General features: G+C 34.6%; 19 protein-coding genes. 11 read left to right on the forward strand and 8 right to left on the reverse strand.

Going from position 1 to position 15,802, the window contains the following annotated elements:
• Positions 1 to 40: 40 nt before the first annotated feature.
• Together tlyA and ligA are read right to left on the reverse strand one after the other, a co-directional pair.
• Positions 41 to 751, reverse strand: coding sequence for a 23S rRNA (cytidine-2'-O)-methyltransferase TlyA (tlyA, locus tag SUDEN_RS07020; protein ID WP_011372973.1), 711 nt, complete (start codon positions 749 to 751; stop codon positions 41 to 43).
• Complete coding sequence (gene ligA / locus SUDEN_RS07025; protein WP_011372974.1) at positions 738 to 2,696, reverse strand: NAD-dependent DNA ligase LigA; 1,959 nt, start codon at positions 2,694 to 2,696, stop codon at positions 738 to 740. The genes tlyA and ligA overlap by 14 nt, the downstream gene beginning before the upstream one ends.
• Before the next feature lie 134 nt (positions 2,697 to 2,830).
• Here ligA and SUDEN_RS07030 point away from each other — a divergent pair, with 134 nt between their 5' ends.
• The 5 genes from SUDEN_RS07030 to SUDEN_RS07050 all read left to right on the forward strand — a co-directional run bounded on the left by SUDEN_RS07030 (position 2,831) and on the right by SUDEN_RS07050 (position 7,594).
• Complete coding sequence (locus tag SUDEN_RS07030; RefSeq protein WP_011372975.1) at positions 2,831 to 3,778, forward strand: transporter; 948 nt, start codon at positions 2,831 to 2,833, stop codon at positions 3,776 to 3,778.
• A 74-nt stretch (positions 3,779 to 3,852) separates the two neighbouring features.
• A complete protein-coding gene (locus SUDEN_RS07035) occupies positions 3,853 to 4,836 on the forward strand; it encodes an ABC transporter substrate-binding protein (protein ID WP_011372976.1) in 984 nt (327 codons plus the stop codon).
• The gene (locus SUDEN_RS07040; protein WP_011372977.1) at positions 4,837 to 5,619 is read left to right on the forward strand and encodes an ABC transporter permease; all 783 of its coding nucleotides are present in this window, start codon (positions 4,837 to 4,839) and stop codon (positions 5,617 to 5,619) included. It begins immediately after the preceding gene.
• The gene (locus SUDEN_RS07045; protein ID WP_011372978.1) at positions 5,607 to 6,347 is read left to right on the forward strand and encodes an ABC transporter ATP-binding protein; all 741 of its coding nucleotides are present in this window, start codon (positions 5,607 to 5,609) and stop codon (positions 6,345 to 6,347) included. The genes SUDEN_RS07040 and SUDEN_RS07045 overlap by 13 nt, the downstream gene beginning before the upstream one ends.
• Positions 6,344 to 7,594 carry an NnrS family protein gene (locus tag SUDEN_RS07050; protein WP_011372979.1) on the forward strand — a complete coding sequence of 417 codons (1,251 nt, stop codon included), beginning with the start codon at positions 6,344 to 6,346 and terminating at the stop codon, positions 7,592 to 7,594. The genes SUDEN_RS07045 and SUDEN_RS07050 overlap by 4 nt, the downstream gene beginning before the upstream one ends.
• A 36-nt stretch (positions 7,595 to 7,630) precedes the next feature.
• Here the strand turns inward: SUDEN_RS07050 and SUDEN_RS07055 are convergent, their stop codons facing one another.
• Entirely contained in the window at positions 7,631 to 8,197 is a 567-nt protein-coding gene (locus SUDEN_RS07055; RefSeq protein ID WP_011372980.1) for a hypothetical protein, read from the reverse strand.
• A gap of 3 nt (positions 8,198 to 8,200) precedes the next feature.
• Here SUDEN_RS07055 and SUDEN_RS07060 point away from each other — a divergent pair, with 3 nt between their 5' ends.
• Positions 8,201 to 8,428 (forward strand): hypothetical protein, encoded by a 228-nt coding sequence (locus SUDEN_RS07060; protein ID WP_041672273.1) that lies wholly within the window; start codon positions 8,201 to 8,203, stop codon positions 8,426 to 8,428.
• Between the two features lie 76 nt (positions 8,429 to 8,504).
• Here the strand turns inward: SUDEN_RS07060 and SUDEN_RS07065 are convergent, their stop codons facing one another.
• Positions 8,505 to 9,935, reverse strand: coding sequence for a hypothetical protein (locus SUDEN_RS07065; protein WP_011372981.1), 1,431 nt, complete (start codon positions 9,933 to 9,935; stop codon positions 8,505 to 8,507).
• 9 nt (positions 9,936 to 9,944) lie between these two features.
• On the reverse strand, positions 9,945 to 10,172 hold the full coding sequence (locus SUDEN_RS07070) for a hypothetical protein (RefSeq protein ID WP_041672274.1): 228 nt from the start codon (positions 10,170 to 10,172) through the stop codon (positions 9,945 to 9,947).
• Between the two features lie 30 nt (positions 10,173 to 10,202).
• Between SUDEN_RS07070 and SUDEN_RS07075 the strand changes: the two genes are divergently transcribed.
• From SUDEN_RS07075 to SUDEN_RS07085, 3 genes are all read left to right on the forward strand, one after another.
• The gene (locus tag SUDEN_RS07075) at positions 10,203 to 10,472 is read left to right on the forward strand and encodes a helix-turn-helix domain-containing protein (protein ID WP_011372982.1); all 270 of its coding nucleotides are present in this window, start codon (positions 10,203 to 10,205) and stop codon (positions 10,470 to 10,472) included.
• A gap of 181 nt (positions 10,473 to 10,653) precedes the next feature.
• Positions 10,654 to 10,947 (forward strand): BrnT family toxin, encoded by a 294-nt coding sequence (locus tag SUDEN_RS07080; protein ID WP_011372983.1) that lies wholly within the window; start codon positions 10,654 to 10,656, stop codon positions 10,945 to 10,947.
• Positions 10,944 to 11,153 carry a hypothetical protein gene (locus tag SUDEN_RS07085; RefSeq protein ID WP_041672275.1) on the forward strand — a complete coding sequence of 70 codons (210 nt, stop codon included), beginning with the start codon at positions 10,944 to 10,946 and terminating at the stop codon, positions 11,151 to 11,153. Before SUDEN_RS07080 ends, SUDEN_RS07085 begins: the two co-directional genes overlap by 4 nt.
• Positions 11,154 to 11,369: 216 nt before the next feature.
• On the opposite strand, the gene SUDEN_RS11505 is transcribed toward SUDEN_RS07085, so the two are convergent.
• Both SUDEN_RS11505 and SUDEN_RS07095 read right to left on the reverse strand, forming a co-directional pair.
• Complete coding sequence (locus tag SUDEN_RS11505; RefSeq protein ID WP_049752204.1) at positions 11,370 to 11,624, reverse strand: hypothetical protein; 255 nt, start codon at positions 11,622 to 11,624, stop codon at positions 11,370 to 11,372.
• 129 nt (positions 11,625 to 11,753) lie between these two features.
• A complete protein-coding gene (locus SUDEN_RS07095; RefSeq protein ID WP_011372984.1) occupies positions 11,754 to 12,890 on the reverse strand; it encodes a site-specific DNA-methyltransferase in 1,137 nt (378 codons plus the stop codon).
• Positions 12,891 to 13,043: 153 nt separating this feature from the next.
• Between SUDEN_RS07095 and SUDEN_RS07100 the strand changes: the two genes are divergently transcribed.
• Entirely contained in the window at positions 13,044 to 13,241 is a 198-nt protein-coding gene (locus SUDEN_RS07100; RefSeq protein ID WP_011372985.1) for a hypothetical protein, read from the forward strand.
• A 106-nt stretch (positions 13,242 to 13,347) separates the two neighbouring features.
• Positions 13,348 to 13,587, forward strand: a complete 240-nt coding sequence (locus SUDEN_RS07105; RefSeq protein ID WP_011372986.1) for a hypothetical protein — start codon at positions 13,348 to 13,350, stop codon at positions 13,585 to 13,587.
• Positions 13,588 to 13,607: 20 nt separating this feature from the next.
• On the opposite strand, the gene SUDEN_RS07110 is transcribed toward SUDEN_RS07105, so the two are convergent.
• Entirely contained in the window at positions 13,608 to 15,779 is a 2,172-nt protein-coding gene (locus tag SUDEN_RS07110; protein WP_011372987.1) for an EAL domain-containing protein, read from the reverse strand.
• Between the last annotated feature and the right edge of the window lie 23 nt (positions 15,780 to 15,802).

The raw sequence follows: 15,802 nt of genomic DNA on the forward strand, positions 1-15,802 counted from the left end.
ATAATCTAAGCAACTTTAAAGTATTGTAATTTGTTATCTTTTACTTCTCAAAAAGGTAACAGTATTCCAGATTTCCCTCTTTGCCAGTAATCTTTGACGGAGATTTTTTAAGCAATTTCCAATCCTTTAACTTACATGTATCTTCAAACTTTATCATCGCTTGAAGTATTGCTTTCTCATCCGTTACTACACCGTTTTTGTCTCTTTTTGCTTCTCGTCCTACTTCAAACTGTGGTTTAAAGAGCAGAATAATTTTGTCATGCGAGAGTCTATCTACATCATCTAAAATATATAGCAGAGAGATAAAAGCGACATCACTTACAACTATGTCAAAACTCTTATCACTCTTAAACTCTCTTATGTCGCACTCCTCGTAAGAGTGGACTCTTGCATCATTTTTTAGGCTTACATGTAACTGCTCACGTCCAACATCTACAGCGGTTACTTCTTTTGCACCCTCTTCTAGTAAAACCTGCGTAAAACCACCAGTTGAAGAGCCGATGTCAAGGGCTGTTTTATCTTTTAGATTAAGAGACAACTCGCCTAAAAAAGCACTAAGCTTAAAAGCTGCGCGGGAGACATACTCTTTATGCTCTTTTACTACAACTTTATCGCTACTTTTTAGGGCATACGAACTCTTGATTATCTGCTCGCCGTTTACGCTTACAAGTCCCTCTTTTATGATGTTTTGCGCTTTGTTTCTACTCTCGCATTGTCCATTTTCTACCAGATAGTTATCAAGCCTGCTCAATTTTGCTCCTCATCTCATCTTCATTTAAACACTCAACGCCCAAATCCATAGCTTTGTCATATTTGCTTCCTGCATCTTCGCCATAAATTACGAAATCAGTTTTCTTACTTACGCTCGATACTACCTTTGCACCCAAAGACTCTAGCATCTCTTTTATCATATCTCTTGACTCGCTCATACTTCCAGTAAGAACTACGCTTTTGCCCTTAAATGGGTTCTCTTTCGCCTCTTGCCTTTGCAATGGTTCAAGCGGTTTTAGTATATTTTGGAGTTTTAGGATAGTTTCTCTGTTTACTCTGATAAACTCTAAAAGTGACTCCGCCATCTCTTCGCCTACGCCATCACATGCGACTATCTCATCTTTTGTAGCGTCTATAAAACCGCTTCCAAATTTTGCACTTAGAGTTTTAGATGCAACCTCTCCGATATGCTCAATCCCAAGAGAGTTTACAAATCTCCAATACTCACACCCTTTTGCACTACCAAGCGCATCAAGCAGGTTTTGAGCTTTTTTCTCCTTGAAACCCTCTAGTGTTAAGAGTTTCTCAAGTGTCAAATCAAACAAATCAACAACACTTTTAACAAGCCCTGAGTTAAAAAGAGCCTCAACTATTTTAACTCCTAAGCCGTCGATATTTAGACATGGCTTTGAAGCAAAATAGATGATTGAGTTGATAACTCTTGCTTCACATGTAAGATTTTGACACTTTAAAAGTACGCCCTCATCTAAAAGCTCACTCTCACATACTGGGCAAATTGTCGGTCGCTTATACTCTACTTCGCTCCCGTCTCTCTCATGTGTTAAAACTTTTATGATTTTAGGAATTACATCGCCGCTTCTAAGGATGATAACATGATCGTTTATGCGAATATCTTTTCTCTGTATCTCATCAAAATTATGTAAAGTTGCTCTCTCAACAACTACACCATCAATGTTTGTCGGCTCTACAATTGCCACTGGAGTGACCGCACCAGTTCGTCCAACTTGAAGAATAATCTCTTTTATGGTGGTTATCTTCTCAACTGCTGGAAACTTATATGCAACTGAAAAACGGGGATTTTTAACAGTGTAGCCCATATCTATCTGTGCGGCTATCTCATCTACTTTTACAACCATTCCATCAAGCATCATAGGATAACTATCTCTATTTCTACTCATCTCTTGATACACCGCTTCTATCTCGTTGAAATCTTTACATGTAGCACAAAACGGCGGTTTTTTAAAACCTAGTGAATAAATATACTCCATCTTTTGACTTAATAGTTTATGTTCAAGAAAATTTTCTCCAACTCCATAAGGTAAAAAAACTAAGTTTCTTGAGGCTGTTATGCTTGAATCAAGCTGTCTAAGGCTTCCCGCAGCGGCATTTCTAGGGTTTGCAAAAAGTGCTTCGCCATCTTTTAGTCTCGTTTGGTTTATTTTTTCAAACTCATCTTTAAAAATTACTACTTCGCCGCGAATCTCGATTTTTTCTTTATGCTCTATGCTAAGAGGAACTGAGCGGATAGTTTTTACATTTTGGGTTATTAGCTCGCCTACTTCTCCGTCACCGCGTGTTATTGCTTGAGAGAGTTCACCATTTTCATAGATAAGATTCAAACTCGCACCGTCATACTTCGGCTCACAGTAAAATGAGATATTACTATCTAGTTTATAAGTTTTTATAAGCCACTTTTGCAAACCATCGGAGTCAAAAACATCTTCCAAACTCCACATACGGCTTAGATGAGGGGCTTTTGAAAATCCCTCAGAGACCGTGTCCCCTACTCTTTGAGTCGGAGAGTTTTTTAAGATATCTTCTTTATGACTCTCTTCATACTCTAAAACCTCATGGTAAAGCTTATCATAAACTTCATCAGTTGTGATTGCATCATCTAGGACATAATAGTGGTAAGAGTAGAGGTTTAGAAGCTCTACTGCTTTTATATATTGCTCTTTTTTCATGGGCAAAATTCTATCAAAATCTTCTTAAAGAAATTATGTTGATAATAATTATTGATATTTATATTTAATTAAGATGCTTTCTACTACACTTCCGCATTGATAATGAATATCATTCATAAAAAAGGAAAGTAAGAATGAAAAAAATATTTATAAGGTCACTTTTAATAGCTCCTATTCTATTAAGTGCAGATGTATTGCCCGCTATAAACGCTAAAGGTGGCGCTTTAGCTCTGCCAGAGGGGAAGTTAAAGATGGGGATTACACATATTAATTTTGATAGAGAGAGTATGTTTAATGGAGCAAGCGAAGTACAAAACAGAGAAAATCTTAATGCAACAGCAAACATAACTACAGTCGCTTTGAGTTATGGACTCTCAAGCAAAACAACCATCAGCACAATTATCCCTTATAAAAACATTGAAGCAACAGCAAGATTAGGCAATAATAACGTTGCCATAGACAACCAAGGTTTAGGCGATATTGTCTTAGCGGCAAGACACGTTTTAGTCTCAATGAGTGATGCAGATTATCAACTCTCTTTAGATGTAGGCTTAAAACTCCCAACAGGCGCTACAAACGGCTCATTTAAAACGGCTCCTGTTGTTGCAAATGGCGTTAACACTCCTCTTCCTACACAGATGGGGACGGGAGAGTTTGAGTACATGATAGGGCTTGGAGTTACAAAGATGCTTAGCGAGAGTTGGGAGATAGATGCACATACTATGTACACTCACAGACCAAAAGCTCATAACAACTACGATTTTGGTGATGAGATAGCGCTTAATCTCTCAACTACAAAAGCTATCACAAGCCAATTTAACATAGGTGTTGAGTACAATATAAAACACAATACAAAAACAGATATGGGGAAAGACACAAATGCACCGCTTCGCTCTATGCTTCCATTTAAAGCTTTTAGCGGAACAGCAGCTTATGTGACTCCGCAAATAGAGTTTTTACCATTTTCAAAACCTAAAATCCATATAGGTGTTGGTGTCTCATTTTTGGCACATTACGATTTAGAAGAGTATCAGCCACTCGAAAAAGAGAGATTTATTGTAAGATTTGGGTATCTCTTTTAATCTTGATTATAATCAATGATAATTAATATCATTATTGGTAATATATCATATTACTTTAATAAAGGAAAAATCTTATGAAAAGTTTTATCTATTCACTTATTTTACTCTCGCTCTTAATGGTAGGAACCTTGGAGGCAAAGGTAAAAAAACTTGTAGTCTCTGGACCTTTTGCTACGGTTTCCCATCCCATACTTCACATGATAGAGACAAATGCACTTGCAGATGTTGCTGATAAAGTTGAATTTAAACTCTGGAAAAACCCAGATGAACTTCGTGCCATGACGATTAGAGGCAATGTTGATTTTGTGGCAATCCCTACAAATACTGCAGCGATTTTAAATAACAAAGACGTTGACATAAAACTTCTCAATGTCTCTGTTTGGGGTATTTTAGGGATGATTAGCCGAGATGATTCACTCAAATCCCTTAAAGATTTTAAAGGCAAAAAGATAGCTGTTCCATTTCGCGCAGATATGCCAGACATAGTCTTTAAAAAACTTCTTAAAAAAGAGGGTTTAGACCCACAAAAAGATTTTGAGCTAGTCTATGTTGCAAACCCAATAGACGCCATGCAAATGCTTATCATGAGAAGAGTAGATCACTCACTTCTAGCTGAACCAGCAATTTCAATGGCGCTTAGAAAAACAAAATCATTTCCCATCAGCCTAGTTGCACCTGATTTGTTTAGAAGTGTTGATTTACAAAAGGAGTGGGGAGAAGTTTTTGGTAACTCTGGAGATATCCCTCAAGCAGGTATCGCTGTTATGGGGCATATAAAAGATGAGCACCTCATAAAAAGATTTCAAGAAGAGTATGCAAAATCTCTAGAGTGGTACAAAGCAAACCCTAAAGAAGCAGGGAAGCTTGTTGCAAAAAAGATTGACCTTTTAAATGAAGATGCAGTGAGCGACTCTATCTCACATGTAAGAATTAAAAACGTAACAGCGAGTGAAGCCAAAAAAGATTTGGAGTTTTTCTTTAATGTCTTAAAGGAGGAAGATCCAAAGAGTATAGGCGATAAACTGCCAAATGATGATTTTTACTACAAGGTTAAGTAGATGAAATTTGCACTTAAGATTTTAAAAGATTTTCCTGCATTTCTTTGGAGTGGTTGGGGAGCAATTTCTTCTATCCTTCTTTTTATCGCTCTTTGGGATATGGGTAATCAAGTCTATGGCGATTTAGTACTCCCATCTCCATTGGAGACTTTTAAAACACTTCACGCAATGCTAAATGATGATAGTGTTATAGCTGAGATAAAAACAACTCTTTATCGCTCATCTGTTGGCTTTGGGATTTCTCTTCTTTTTGGAACTGCGCTTGGGCTTTTAGCTGGGTTTTTTGCAACAGCTTCCATGATGAGCCGACCAATTGTGACAATACTTGTTGGTATGCCTCCGATTGCTTGGATAGTTTTGGCAATGATATGGTTTGGAATGGGCGATGAAACCGTTATATTTACAGTTATTGTTGCATCTTTTCCTATCATTTTTGTTGGTGCGCTTCAAGGAACACGAACGCTTGATGGGGATTTAAAAGAGATGGCTAAGAGCTTTAACTTTCCATGGCACATGAAATTTCTTGATGTCTATTTTCCACATATCTTCTCTTATGTATTTCCTGCATGGGTTAGTGCGCTTGGAATGGCGTGGAAGATAGTTATCATGGCTGAACTCTTAGCAACAAGTGATGGCATAGGCGCATCTTTGGCAACTGCTAGAAGTCAGCTTGACACTCCAACTGCTCTAGCGATTGTGAGCATCATGATTGGCTCACTTATGTTTATAGAGTACATCATCTTAGAGCCTATAAAGCGAGAGGTTGAGTTATGGAGAGATTAGAAGTTAAGGGGCTAAACCACAGTTTTGGCTTCACTAAAATACTACACGATATAAACTTCACATTAAACAAAGGCAAGGTTCTCTCGATAGTCGGACCAAGTGGAGGCGGTAAAACAACACTTATGCACCTTTGCGCTGACTTGCTTGATGTCGAAGAGGGAAGTGTAACAAATACATTTTCAAGCAGTGCGTTTGCTTTTCAAGAAGCGCGCCTTCTTCCATGGAAAAATGTGATTGACAATATCGCTTTAGCTCTTATTGCAAAAGGCGAGAAAAAGAGTGAAGCTATAAAAAAATCTCAGGCAATTGCCCTAAAATTTGGGCTTGATGAAGATGATTTTGATAAATTTCCAAAAGATTTGAGCGGTGGTATGAAGCAGAGAGTTTCCTTTGCAAGAGCGTTAGTTACAAAACCATCGCTACTGTTTTTAGATGAGCCTTTCTCTGCGCTTGATATTGGGCTCAAAAAAGAGCTTCAGAGCGTTTTGATAGATATGATAAGTAAAAAAGAGTTAAGCGTTCTCTTCATCACTCACGACTTGATGGAGGCTATCCGCCTAAGTGATGAGATGTTGCTTTTAAAGGCAGACCCAGGGCATATTGTCAAAAAATTTAGATTTGATATAGTACAAAATCAAAGAGACGATAAGTATGTTTATGGCAAAAGTGCCGAGATACTACAAGATAGCGAGATAATAAGTACATTTGAGCTGGAGCTAAAATCATGAGTCATGTAGAAGAAAAAGAGCAACAATTACGCGCAACAAACCACTATCTATACTACCCTGATGAGAAGGATGTTCCTGCGTATCTAGCGTATGGTTTTAGACCTATATTTCTGCTTCTTGCACCGTACATGATAATCTCTATGATTTTATGGGGACTTGTTTGGAGTGGAGTTTTAAATATCCCTTTCATGGAAAATGTCTTAGTCTGGCACGTTTATGAGATGATTTTTGGAATACTCACAGCTGGGACTATGGCGTTTTTAACGACTGGACTTCCTGAACTTTTTCCTGGTTTTGTTCCTATCATCGGAAAAAAACTCAAGAATGTGATGATTTTATGGATTGCTGGACGAGTTAGCTTTTGGTTTATAGATGTAACTGGTGTTTATCTTGCAGCCATACTAAACCTGGCTATGCTTGGATGGCTTATCTGGTTTGCAAAAGATGCTGTACTTGACAAGCTTCAAAGACACGCTTCACTTGGATACACCATGTTAGCTCTGCTCATCATAGAAGCGTGGTTTTTCGCTTCAATGGCTGGACATGCTACAACTCCTGCGATGGATATACTAAAAGTTGCACTTGGTGCTAGTGTTATCTTGATACTTCTTGCTATGCGACGTGTAAACATGGAAGCGGTAAATGAACTTATGGAAGATAAAGGTATAGATGATGTATATATCGCCCGTCCTCCTGTTACAAACCTTGCCATCTTTAGCGTTATGGCGTTTACAATTGTGGAGTTTTTATACCCAAACAACTCAGCTCTTGGATGGCTTGGTTTTGCTGCTGGAGCTGGGATTTTAGGCATTACTGGTGACTATATACTAAAAGATAAAGTAATTATCAATCAACCATTCGTCATCTATTTAAGCCTGATTTTTATACTTCTTGGCGCTGGTTATGCTCTTATGGGCTATGCAATTTTAAGCGGTGAGATTCAAAACATATCTCATTTTAGACATTTTGTTACAAGCGGTGGTTATGGTCTTGCTTACATGATGGTTATGATAATCATAGGTTGGATACATACAGGAAGACATCTAACGTCAAATATCTATACGCACTTAATGGTAGGTTTGATTGTAGTGGCGACACTTATAAGAGGCTTGATTCCTTATTTTGAGGAGTATTCAAGCACACTCTATATGCTCTCTGCCCTAATTTGGACCATTCCATTTATGCTCTATATAAAGCAGTTTAAGAGCTTTTTAATGGCTCCTAGAGCTGATGGCATTAAAGGCTAAACACTTTTTTTAGTATCCCGCCTATCATGCGGGGGTCTAAGTATCAAACAGACTTCCGCTAAAAGTACTCTCATTCATCTTTGCACTTCTTGCAATGTCATCTATGTCCGCACCGCTTTTTTGAAGGCTGTAAAATTGTGTTTCTCCCAAAAGCAAGTAACTCCAAGTTTTGCCTTCTCTTAGCTCTTCATCAAGTGAATTTATCCGCCTTACAAAATCAAGAGTGGCTCTTTGCTTTTGTTTGACATTTACATCTTTTAAATCTTTATCGGATTTTGTCTCGACCAAATGTACATGTAAGTCAGTCTCAACCATAAAATCAGGATAGTAACTAGCCATAAGTCCGTCATCTCTGAAATAACTTATCGTTGCAAAGTCATGTTTAAATTCAAGTATTTTTATAAACTTTAAAACTTTGCTATCGGTGTCTAAATACTCCAAAAACGCCTTTTCAAATCCGCCTTTGTTTGACGGATAAGCTGTTTTTTCATAGATTGTTTTTTGAAGTTCAAGTGCGTAATTTGCTCTCATATTTAAACTTGCAACTTTTGAGAAATAGATTTTATTGACAACGGGTTTTATGTAGGTCGTGGAGTTTTGCATATCATGTATGAACCTTTGGATAGCGTTTGTGATGTGAGGGAATGTAAATTTTGGCACCTATTTTTAAAGGTAACATTCCTCCTCGGGAGAGGATGGAACGAGAAAAAAGCAAGACCTTTTAGCACTCTTAAAAGTAAAGAAAGGGTTGAGTTACTTGATGATTTAATTGAGTCTGGATTTATAGTAAAGCAGATTGAGGAAAATTCATACTACTATAAATTAGCGAGCTAGACAGTTAGACAGACACTCTCTGCATGTGTATATAAACTTACACATAAAGGGTGCGTCTAATTTGTCTAATTCAAATTTAGTATCCCATAATATTATAGCCACCGCCAAAAGTAGGCGTCACATTATAAAATTTTGGTTTATTGTTTTGAAGCTGTTGGTTTAGGTTATTCAAAGAATTTTGAAAATTTGCCATACTTGCTTCGTCTGCTACATCTCGAGCTGCCTTAGCTTGTGCCTGTTGTGCTTCCATTTTTTGTCTTTCAATAGCTAATTGTTGTTGTCTGTATTGTTCCTCTTTTTGTTGTTGAGCTGTATATCTTTGTTGTTCAAGTCTAGCAATTTTTTCTTTTGTTAATCTTTCTAGTTTATCATTGATTTTAGTAAAAAGTTCTTTCTCTCTTTGATAGTTGTTGCAAATCAATTTATAATTCTCATTATCCATGAAGTCAACTTTGACAGTATCTTTACATATCTTTTTCATATACTGTTTTTTAACTAGCTGAGCCTGTTCTTGTGCTTGATATGCTTTTTGTTGAGCTCCATTAATTTCTTTTATAATTTCATCTGCTTTAGTATTATAACTTGATGGTAAATCTACTAATTGTCCTTTATTATTTACATATTCACCAGTAAGTAATTTATCATTATTTTTTAATTTTTCTATTGCCCAACCATTTCTGTTTTTATGATCAGTTAAAAAGAACTGAAGGTCATATTTGGCTTCATCATTATTTTCATGATTTAAATATAAATATTCAAAATTAGGATATGCTTTAGCTAATTGATATGTTCCATTCCAAAAAGGAGATGTTCTTAACAATAAAGCAACTTTATCATTTTCGTTCTTTGCACCTGCTATATTTACTAAATCTATATCTCCCATCTTTTCAGTTATCCGAGTATGAATACCATAAGAAATTTGTGTATTTTGATCATCAATACCTTCAAAGATATTATTTCTAAGCACATCATTTACAATGTAATATGTAGGTTTGCCATCTTTGTATATAGCCAATCCCCACTTATCCCTTAAAGTATCTTTTTCAATTTCTCTACCTAACCCATCTGCATACCCATTTTTACAACCACCATCCCAAAATATTTTATATGATTCTTCTTTGAACCATTTATTATCTTCGGTATAACCAATCCAAACCTTACAGGTCTCTTTTTTGTTCATTGGCTGTATATAAGTTGATTTGTGTTCAGGGGAATTTTTAAGAATATCATTATATTCAGATAAATAGTTTTTTTCATAACTTGCATAGTGTTCAAGTCTTTCTTGCTCTTCTGCTTTTGCTTTTTGCTTTTTATATTCCCTATATTGCTCAAGAGACATTGACATAGATTTGGATTCATCTTTTTCTTTTTGTCTTATTTTTTCAAAATATGCATCTTTTTCAGCATTTGACATGCAATTCGGATTATTAACGCATGGGTCAGTGGCTACACATCCAGTTAACAAATACACACTAGCAATTATTAAACTATATTTTACAATCTTCATTTTTTCCCTTTATTTATTAGAACTAAGTTTAAAATAAATCCAAAGTCCTGCAGAAACTCCCATCACCAAACCTATTGATGTTTCTATCACATGTGGATTACCGATAATACTCATCCACCCACCAAAAATAACTAAACCAATTATCCAACCTAATCCGATGGCAAACTTTTCTCTCACAACAACCTTGCTTCCTATAGAAATGATTTCTATATATAATTGTGAAAAAATAGTATCCAAACTAAACTTATAGAAATATTATCTATAGGAATGATACTAGTGTTTAATATACCTGATATTGTAAGTGATAAAGAGAGTGAAGAATTTTTTAGAACAATATCATATAATGTAAAGAGAATGAGAAATGAAAGAGGTATAAGCCAACTTGAAGTAGCACTTTCAATAGGGCAAAAGTCATCTGGATTTTATGCAAATACTGAAAATTATAAGCATGGAAAACACTTCAATTTGCTTCACCTTTTGAAACTTTCAAAGCTTTTTGATGTAGATATCGCTGAGTTTTTTAAGCCGATACAATAATAATTTTAGTAAGTTTATTTCACAACTTTTATAAATCCAGACTCAACAAAAAAAGCCCACCAAAAAGCAATGCTTTAAAATTATCCCCAAGGGACGAGCTAAGAGATAAATTCACACAAACCCTATTTTGTATGATTTATTGCATACGCTAATTAATACTATTTTACGCTACAATAACATTATGAAGTTTGAATGGGATACTAAAAAAGAAAAATCAAATATAAAAAAACATGAAGTATCTTTTGAACAAGCTGCTTATGTGTTTAGCGATGCTTATTCTCTGACTCTTTTCGATGAAGAACATTCAGAAGATGAAGATAGATGGATATTGCTAGGTAAATCTTTGAATGAAATTCTACTAGTTGTAGTTCATACATTTAGAGACAAAGATGGCATTGAAATAGTTAGGATTATATCTGCTAGAAATGCTACAAAAAAAGAACAAAAAATTTATAATGAAAGGTGTCCATTATGAAAAAAGAGTACGATTTTACAAATGCAGAACAAGGCAAGTTTTATAGACCTCTCAACGAATTAGATATCCCAATATATTTGGATGATGATGTCAAAACTTTTTTTATGCAAAAATTGAAAAACAGAGATAAAGATGTTTCTTTAAGCAACATTATCAATTCATTATTAAAACAAGATATAGAAATTTCTAAAAAACTAGCAGTTTAATGCTACACCCCAAATACTTGAAACAATTTGCATCTTATATATTTTTTAGCAAATCATTGACCGATAGACTCATTTTATTGACTGCAAATACTTTGTTGCCAAGATCCTTGAAACTCGCTCCAAAATGATATACGGTTTCATCACAGATCGAAAATCTATCATGAAAGTTTTTGGTGATTTTTACTTCAAGATTGCGGTATTGTTTGTTGTATTTTTCTATATCAAGTTGTAGTTTTTTATATTTCTTTTTACGCTTCTGCCACCTTCTTGCCGAACTACCGAGAAATCCTCGACAGTTGAATTTTCAGATAGCTCTTTTTCTTTGTAAATATTCTTCAAATGCAGACTAATATTATCACTGCTCGTCTCAAATAATTCAGCTATTTGAACTTGATTAAGCCAAATATTTTCTTCATTAATTGAGATTTTTAGCTCTAATTCTCCATCATTATAAACCACTACATCAGACATACATATCCCTGCTAATATTAGATTTACACAACTATAATACAAAATAAAAATTTGATTTAAAAATATTGCATTTTGAAATATTATTTTACTTTATGATTTTTTTATAAGATAAATTCACACAAACTCAATCTATGTTATTAAAGAGATATATCCCTCTCTTTTAGAAACATTGCAAGCTGAGAATCTATGTTTATGATGTGGCGTTGAAACTTTTCGTTGCACCATAATAGAGGGTTTACCGATGTCGGAGCTTATCCATTGTCTATTTAATCTTTCTGCAACAACTGCTGTTGTTCCACTTCCTCCAAAAAAGTCAGCTATTAATTGTCCTTTTATGGTAGATGACTTTATAATTCTTTCCATTAAAGCAACTGGTTTTTGCGTAGCATAACTAACTCTTTCTTTTGACATTGAGTTTTCATAAGGAATATCCCATACATCGTTAGGAATCATTCCTTCATCAGGATAATATATTCTCCATTTTCCAGCATCAAACCTTTTTCTACATTTTTTACCATTATCATCAATATCTCTAAAATGGCTTTCTATATAATCATCTGAATAAGGAATTTTTGCTTCTTCAGTGTTAAAAAATGCGTCATCTGATTTACCATAAACAAAAATTTGGTCATGCTTTTGTGCAAATTTATCTTTTGGTCGTCCTAATGTTGAATAATGCCAAATTATCTCATTCCTAAATTTCCCTTTCCCAAAAATATCATCAAGCAAAATCTTGACATAATGTCCAACATGCCAATCAATATGCACATAAATAGAGCCTTTTTCACTTAAAAGCTCACGCATCAAAACTAAACGGGGATATATCATCTTGAGGTAACTCACCGTGCCGTCTTTCCATGTGTCGGCATAGGCAAATTGCTCAATTACGGTTGGTTTTTGACTGAGGTTTATATTTGGAAGCGTGATTTTGGTGCGGTAATCCGCTTTGCTGTCAAAAGGTGGGTCGATGTAGATAAGGTCTATCTTGCCTCGCATACTCTCAAGCCCACTTGTCGCATCTCCTGCTAAAAGCCCTTGCATGACTAAAATATTATCCCCATAAATAAGCCTGTTTTTCCACTCACTCTCATCAGAACTCGGCATCTCACCACGAAAAAGTCCGCTTACATCTTTAGAGGGCAAAACCAACTCATTTGTTTGAAGTGCAAGAGCATTTCCGCTATTTATCCGCTCCAAAATCCTAGCCGCTTCAGCACGCCCCTCTTTAACAATTTTTGGTAACTCTTCTATAAGTGATAAAGCCATTATTTGTCTCTTTTTTAAGTTTTTGAGATAAATATTATCTTCTTTATACTTAAAGAGCTAACTATTAGCTATAAATATGTAAATATCGCTAAATATTGTTGTGTTGGATAATCAGAGATAATAAGTTACTTTTTTTGCTAAAAAAGGCGAAAAATGGCACAAATGACTCAACGAGATATGGCTGGATATTTAGGTGTTGCAACCGCAACTATAAGAAATTGGAGAAAAGAAAAACCACATTTATATGAAATAGTCATGAAAGGCTTTGCGTTTGAAGAAGCGGTAAAAAAAGCCCAGCAAAACGCTGATGAGTTAAAAGCTTTACAAGAGCAGTTTAAAGGCAAGAGATAGTTTTTATAAATTTTACTACTTGTAAAGACAAACTAACAATAAGTTTTCATAACCTTATATGCTCCAATAAGACATAATTATTTCATAAATCAAAAAAGGTGTAAATGTGCAGACTATACAACTACAAGTAGATGATAGTAAACTTGAAACTTTTTTAACCCTTATCAGTAATCTTAAAGACGGTATGGTAAAAAATCTAACGCTAATGCCAAGTGATGAGCTAGATAATGAGACAAAAACATATATGCAAACAAAACAGTTTGAAAAAGACAAAGCTTATTTTCAAAAATGTTTAGACGATATAGAAAACGGAAAAACGAAAACTCAAACTTTCAACATATTCTAGTTTATTACCCAAAAGTAAGGCTAAACACCTATCAAATCGGTTGGACGACCAAAATAGTAGCCTTGAAATTCGTCCACACCGTAACTCTTTAGAAGCTCAAATATCTCCTTGGTTTCAACATACTCTGCAACTGTTGTTATTCCTAACTCTTTTGCAAATCTAACGATGCTTTGAACCAAAATCCTTGACTCATTATCCTCTAGTATATCTTTTATAAGTGAGCCGTCTATCTTTAGATAATCTGGTTTTATCTGCAAGATATGTGCATAGTTTGCATAACCGCTTCCAAAGTCATCAATCGCAATCAAAATTCCTATATCTCTTAATTTTTTTACAACATGTAAGAGTCTCTCAAAGTTCTCAACACCCTCTTGTTCTGTAATTTCTACTACAACTCTATTTGGTGATTCAAACTTCTCTATGCCTATTATTAGCGCTTCCATGATAGATGGATTTAAAAAATCATTTGGTAAAAAATTTACAGAAATTTTCTCACTTCTTGAGGCAAAGATACTGAAGCTTTGTTCTAGCATCTCTTTTGCTATTTTTATATATGAGCCGCTTTTCATTGATATATCTAAAAATTCTGCGGGAGAGAGTATGTTTTTTTTGCCATTATCAAACTCTACTATTCTAACAAGAGCCTCATACTTCACAATAGTTCCATTTTTATCAGTAATTGGTTGAAAAAATGGAACTACATTTTTATGCTCAAGAGCATGTTTAATAGTTTTTTTAATATTTAATATTGTCTGTGATGACTCTTTTGTATCTACATTTTTTGAATATATCATATAACTCAAAGAGTTCTTCTTAGCCTTCTTCAGTGCCATTTGTGCATCTTCTAAGGAGTGTGCATGATCATGCGCAATGCCAGAATATATCTCAATACTAATAATTTCATCAACTCCATGAATGACTATATTTAGTGAATTTATTTTACAATGAAGCTCCTCTGTAAGTTTTGAGTAGCTATCTTCATCAAAATTTTCATCATTTTTCAAGAGGACATACTCATCAGAAGAGATTCTATATACCTCAAAACTGTGCTCTTGTGCAAACTCTTTAAAAGCATGTGCAACTTGAATAAGCGTCTCATTTCCAACATGTACACCATAGAGTTCATTCAAAAGGCTAAACTCTTTTATATTACTTAAAATCAGTACTTTACTCTTTTGCGAAGTTAAAGCATCATCTAGTGCATATCTATTTTTTAAATTTGTCAAATGATCTTTATAGACCTGCTTTGAAAAGTGTTTGAGAATTTTATTGAAACCAAAATGCAAAATTCCTACTAGAATAAACATCATCAAAGCTATCATAAAAAATAGCATGTATATAAAATTTGTATTTTTCTCCGCTATATCTCTAATATCAAAACCAACAATCAAATGTCCAAGACTCTCTGAGAGATGATTTTTTAGTGATATATTCATGCTTACTTTATACAAACTCTCACTTCTATTCTCATCCATAAAATATTTTTTTAAATTTTGTTTATTATCAATTAACACATATCTATCATCTATCGCTACTGTCCCTTTTTCTTCTTTATTGGAGAAAATATCAAGCAATTTTTTATCAATAGCAATGCCTAGTTCCGTCTTAAAAACCGCATTTAATTCATGTAAAAAATACTCTGGTGAAATTCCAAGCTCTAAATTCCCGACATATTTTTCATTATAAAATATTGGTCTTGTAACACGATATGTCATCTCAAATTTACCCACTTCAAAACCATCAAATGAACGTTTAAAAAAATTTGTATCCGCTATGAGTTTTCTCTGCTGGCTCACCTTATCCCCAAAAAATTCAGGCTTGTGAGCACGATAAAGCGTAATACCATCCTCTGAGCGAAATGTTAAAATGTTTACAGCTTTTTTGCTCTGCTTTAATTTTTTATAGTATGGAGAGACAATAGAGTCTATCGCTTTATAGTCACCATTTGCTACAGCCTTAGATAGTCCATCACTTAAGAGAAGCTCATCTAAGCTTATATCTAAATATTCTTTTTCATCTTTTAAATTGATTTCAAAGAGTCTATGTGTTGATTCTACAACTCTCTCGAACTCACTATTTATGGATTTTTTAAGTTGATAGTTTAAAAACAGATATGCAATCAATGATGATGATAGTAAGATAAAGAGTGCGAGCATAAGCGTATTTCGCTTAGTTCTATTTGGTATATTCATAAAATAATATTCTTTAGTGTTTA

It is taken from the genome of Sulfurimonas denitrificans DSM 1251, assembly GCF_000012965.1.
GTDB lineage: Bacteria > Campylobacterota > Campylobacteria > Campylobacterales > Sulfurimonadaceae > Sulfurimonas > Sulfurimonas denitrificans.

What these genes read in the sequence shown, in the direction of transcription:
- SUDEN_RS07055 (WP_011372980.1), bottom strand. Translation starts at nt 8,197, where the DNA reads ATGCAAAACTCCACGACCTACATAAAACCCGTTGTCAATAAAATCTAT.
- SUDEN_RS07060 (WP_041672273.1), top strand. Translation starts at nt 8,201, where the DNA reads ATGTATGAACCTTTGGATAGCGTTTGTGATGTGAGGGAATGTAAATTT.
- SUDEN_RS07050 (WP_011372979.1), top strand. Translation starts at nt 6,344, where the DNA reads ATGAGTCATGTAGAAGAAAAAGAGCAACAATTACGCGCAACAAACCAC.
- SUDEN_RS07045 (WP_011372978.1), top strand. Translation starts at nt 5,607, where the DNA reads ATGGAGAGATTAGAAGTTAAGGGGCTAAACCACAGTTTTGGCTTCACT.
- SUDEN_RS07085 (WP_041672275.1), top strand. Translation starts at nt 10,944, where the DNA reads ATGAAAAAAGAGTACGATTTTACAAATGCAGAACAAGGCAAGTTTTAT.
- SUDEN_RS07035 (WP_011372976.1), top strand. Translation starts at nt 3,853, where the DNA reads ATGAAAAGTTTTATCTATTCACTTATTTTACTCTCGCTCTTAATGGTA.
- SUDEN_RS07080 (WP_011372983.1), top strand. Translation starts at nt 10,654, where the DNA reads ATGAAGTTTGAATGGGATACTAAAAAAGAAAAATCAAATATAAAAAAA.
- ligA (WP_011372974.1), bottom strand. Translation starts at nt 2,696, where the DNA reads ATGAAAAAAGAGCAATATATAAAAGCAGTAGAGCTTCTAAACCTCTAC.
- SUDEN_RS07100 (WP_011372985.1), top strand. Translation starts at nt 13,044, where the DNA reads ATGGCACAAATGACTCAACGAGATATGGCTGGATATTTAGGTGTTGCA.
- SUDEN_RS07030 (WP_011372975.1), top strand. Translation starts at nt 2,831, where the DNA reads ATGAAAAAAATATTTATAAGGTCACTTTTAATAGCTCCTATTCTATTA.
- SUDEN_RS07095 (WP_011372984.1), bottom strand. Translation starts at nt 12,890, where the DNA reads ATGGCTTTATCACTTATAGAAGAGTTACCAAAAATTGTTAAAGAGGGG.
- SUDEN_RS07110 (WP_011372987.1), bottom strand. Translation starts at nt 15,779, where the DNA reads ATGAATATACCAAATAGAACTAAGCGAAATACGCTTATGCTCGCACTC.
- SUDEN_RS07040 (WP_011372977.1), top strand. Translation starts at nt 4,837, where the DNA reads ATGAAATTTGCACTTAAGATTTTAAAAGATTTTCCTGCATTTCTTTGG.
- SUDEN_RS07075 (WP_011372982.1), top strand. Translation starts at nt 10,203, where the DNA reads ATGATACTAGTGTTTAATATACCTGATATTGTAAGTGATAAAGAGAGT.
- SUDEN_RS07065 (WP_011372981.1), bottom strand. Translation starts at nt 9,935, where the DNA reads ATGAAGATTGTAAAATATAGTTTAATAATTGCTAGTGTGTATTTGTTA.
- SUDEN_RS11505 (WP_049752204.1), bottom strand. Translation starts at nt 11,624, where the DNA reads ATGTCTGATGTAGTGGTTTATAATGATGGAGAATTAGAGCTAAAAATC.